The following is a 3,584-nucleotide window of genomic DNA, read 5'->3' as shown; positions in this document are numbered from 1 at the left end:
AAACTCATTAGCTAATGAGTTTAATTTTTGTTTATGCTTTTTAAACTCTTCCTCTGATAGTCCTTTCAAATCTATTGCTTTAACCTCTCTTAACTCCCCATTATCTGTATATGCATATATTTGCTTATCCTCTATATATGAATAAGAATCTGCAATGATATCTTTAGTAGCTTCTTTATATTGCTCATATGTTATTTCTAATCTAGAAAACATATAATCATTTTCTTCAAGAATTTTAACTTTCTCTGATAGTTGTTTATCAAGACTTACCTGTTGTTGGCATCCTGATAAGATTATTATTGAAGCCATAATTGCTACAAACCACTTTTTCAACATAATTACCTCCAATGTAAAAATAAAAAAGAATTATTCTGACAAATCCCACTATGGATGATGGAGCTTCTTATATAAATTAACTTCGGCCCTATTCTTTTTTGAATAACGTTGATTTAGCTTCACTCAACTTTCTCAAAATCTTATATTTCATTACAAGACGATATTTATCTGTTTCTAAAATGTTCCTAGTATTAAAGGCTGGTAACCATTTTAACGATTCCGTATTTCTGACGTTCTTCTACTGAATCCTAAAGGGTTTCTCCCAGTTAGTGCCTATACTCAAATTAAGTTGTTAACTTATATTGTCTAATAACTACTACTGATTAATTATCTCTAAATTTATAAAACTCAAATATTTTCTGTACCATATAATCACTGACATAAATATTAGAAAACTTCCAAATAGTAAAACAACATGTATTGGCATAAAATCTATAGCAAATCCTGATAAAATTAGTGCAAGTGGAAGGATTATTTTAACCAAACTAAACTGTAAGCTCATAACTCTACCTCTGAAATTGTCTGCAATGATTATCTGCAAATATGTAGTTGCAGTAATATCTATCAAAGAAATGGAGCCCCCTAATATCATCGTAATAAAGCAGTAATAAATAACTAATATAATTTCATTACTAAAACTTACTCCAGGAAATACTGGTATGGCCATCAATACAGTAGTAATACCAATCATTATACACATGCTAGCAATTACTTTGTAGTGCACCCATTTTTCTCCATACCTGTTTATTACTAAAGCCCCTAATATAAATCCTATTGCAAGCATACTCTGAATAATTCCAAAGTATTTTGTACTTATTTGTAATACATCATTAATAACAAATGGTAATGGAACTTGTATAGAAAATCCTATTGCAAAATTAAGTATTATAAATATAGATATCATCATAACTATGTCAAACTTGCCTAAAATATATTTATATCCTTCCTTAACTTCTTCATAAAATGTAAGTTTCTCGCTCTTTTCTTCTATAATATTGCCCTTACTATATTGAAAATCAATAAATAATTCTGTAATTCCTGAAAGTAAAAATGATAGTCCATTTATAATTATAAATGTTTTAATATTAATAAATGCAAAGAAAATACCACCAACCATTGGTCCTAAAATCATAGTAATAGAAATTATTATCTTCGTAATGGAATTTAACTTCATTAGATTATTCTTTGACACTATATTAGGCATTGCTGAATCCATACTGACATTGAAAATTGCCGTAAAACAGTTATTTATAAATGTACTAATATAAATTATTGCTAGACTTAATCCATAATATTTGCTGAATAGAAATAATCCAATAAAAAGAATACCATTAATTAAATCCATTGATACTACAAGTATTTTTCTATTTAATTTATCAGCTAACACACCTGCAAAAGGATTAATTAAGACTACTGGAATTGTACTCAATACTAACGTAGTTGCAAAAGATAAACCTGAGCCTGTTACTTTAAGTACATACAAACTAATAGTAAATGTATATACATTCGTTCCGAAAAGTGATACTAATAACCCTAATGAATATAATAAAAAATTTCTAGACTCTTTTTTACTCTGCTTATTACTTATTATATTTGGTGAATCTGTCATTTTCCCCACTCCCTCTTTCCAATCTTAACTTTCAACATATTTGAAATAACTATGAACAATTTTCTCCTTCTTCAATTCCTCCTGCAATCCCCTGCCAATAATTTATATCAGACCTTTTAAACAATGTATAGCTTATTTAAATCCAATCATTTCTTCATCTTTAGTAACTAATTTTAAAATCTATCTTAACTTCTTTGAAAAAATAGTAGAAACCCCAACACTTTTATTGTTTTCATATTTCACTTTTATCAAAGATATCTCACTTATTTGTGCTTTGATAATATCTATATTTTGCGAACAGTAATTAAATGCCTCTACCAGTTTTTCCTGACTTAATCTATTTGCAATAGTACAATGTGGAATCCATTTACCAGGAAGGTAAAATGAATTTGGTTCATCGTTATACTGTTTAAAATATTCATGATGAGCGTTGTGAAAGTTTAACAGTTCTTTGGATAAAGTAGGTACAACAAATAATGTCCCTGAATTTAAAAAAGTTCCTAAAACACTTAAAGTAACTTGAATTCCTGATTTTGAACCATAGAACTTGTCCATATCTTCAATGAACTTTTTTTCATCTAACCTATTGTGATCAGCAATAGTAATATGTGGCCTTCTGTCTTCTACTTCTTCTGAATAATAGGAAATATCATTCTCAACTAATAATTTCCATAAATTTTTAAAATATTTCTCTGTTTGACTATCAAAACATGCTATAACTCCATACATATTTTCTCCCCCTTTAAAATTTCAAATAAAATATATATTTCCATATAAAAGCTGTTACATCAAAAGTGGTATATGACACAAAGCCCTTAGTGTTGCTGATGTCATACATCTCTAAAGTATGATATAGGTAACACTTTGTTATCTGATGGAAAACATCCATAAAAACACTCTCTTATATCTTATTTAAACAAAATAATGTCTTAATATTTTTTTACTTACATATAATGATATAAACACAAACAAGTAGTCGTTTAATAAAAAAATATAAGGTGATAAAATGGAACAAAGTTATATTATATTACTTATCATTCTAACTTTGAGTTTATTCATTAAAAATAATCCATTAGCAATAGCAAGCTCATTACTTATTTTGATGAAGCTCTTAAAACTAGATTCATATTTCCCAAAATTAGAACATAATGGTCTAAAAATAGGGATAATAATTTTAACAATAGGTATACTTACTCCAATTGCACAAGATAAATACTCACTAAAAGATATCTTAATCTCTATAAAATCACCTATAGGAATTTCAGCAATAATTTCATCGATACTAGTCATTATGTTTACAGGTAAAGGATATGAACTACTGGCCTCAAACCCTTCAATTGCAATACCTATCGTTTTAGGTTCTATTATAGGTCTTTTTATATTTAAAGGTATACCTGTCGGTCCATTAGTCTCAGCAGGTATAACATTAGTAATATATAATATATTTAAATTTCTTTACAAATTATTTCAATAAACCTATTTTAAGCAATTTACATTACTAACAGTAGATTTTATACTCTCTATATATCTTTTTCCTCTAAAAAATCATATTCTTATATACTTTTACATAGAAGCTATTTTAAAAAAATTAATCGTTCCCTAGTCCCCTAAACCCTTAAATCTTACTCTAATAATTCCT

Annotated in this window: 4 protein-coding genes; 1 reads left to right on the top strand and 3 read right to left on the bottom strand. The window is 27.4% G+C overall.

Going from position 1 to position 3,584, the window contains the following annotated elements; genetic code table 11:
- The 3 genes from TR13x_RS10675 to TR13x_RS10665 form a co-directional block, all read right to left on the bottom strand.
- Positions 1 to 333 (bottom strand): hypothetical protein (locus TR13x_RS10675; RefSeq protein ID WP_152912155.1); only part of this gene is annotated, 333 nt, incomplete at its 3' end.
- A 319-nt stretch (positions 334 to 652) separates the two neighbouring features.
- The gene (locus TR13x_RS10670) at positions 653 to 1,945 is read right to left on the bottom strand and encodes an MFS transporter (RefSeq protein WP_054871923.1); all 1,293 of its coding nucleotides are present in this window, start codon (positions 1,943 to 1,945) and stop codon (positions 653 to 655) included.
- A 180-nt stretch (positions 1,946 to 2,125) separates the two neighbouring features.
- The gene (locus TR13x_RS10665; protein ID WP_054871922.1) at positions 2,126 to 2,674 is read right to left on the bottom strand and encodes a 2'-5' RNA ligase family protein; all 549 of its coding nucleotides are present in this window, start codon (positions 2,672 to 2,674) and stop codon (positions 2,126 to 2,128) included.
- 277 nt (positions 2,675 to 2,951) lie between these two features.
- Between TR13x_RS10665 and TR13x_RS10660 the strand changes: the two genes are divergently transcribed.
- Positions 2,952 to 3,419, top strand: coding sequence for a DUF441 family protein (locus TR13x_RS10660; protein ID WP_054871921.1), 468 nt, complete (start codon positions 2,952 to 2,954; stop codon positions 3,417 to 3,419).
- The last annotated feature ends 165 nt before the right edge of the window (positions 3,420 to 3,584 follow it).

This window comes from Caloranaerobacter sp. TR13 (genome assembly GCF_001316435.1).
Classification (GTDB): Bacteria; Bacillota; Clostridia; order Tissierellales; family Thermohalobacteraceae; genus Caloranaerobacter.
The sequence above is the reverse complement of the archived record's forward strand: the minus strand, read 5'-3'. Positions and strand labels throughout refer to the sequence as shown.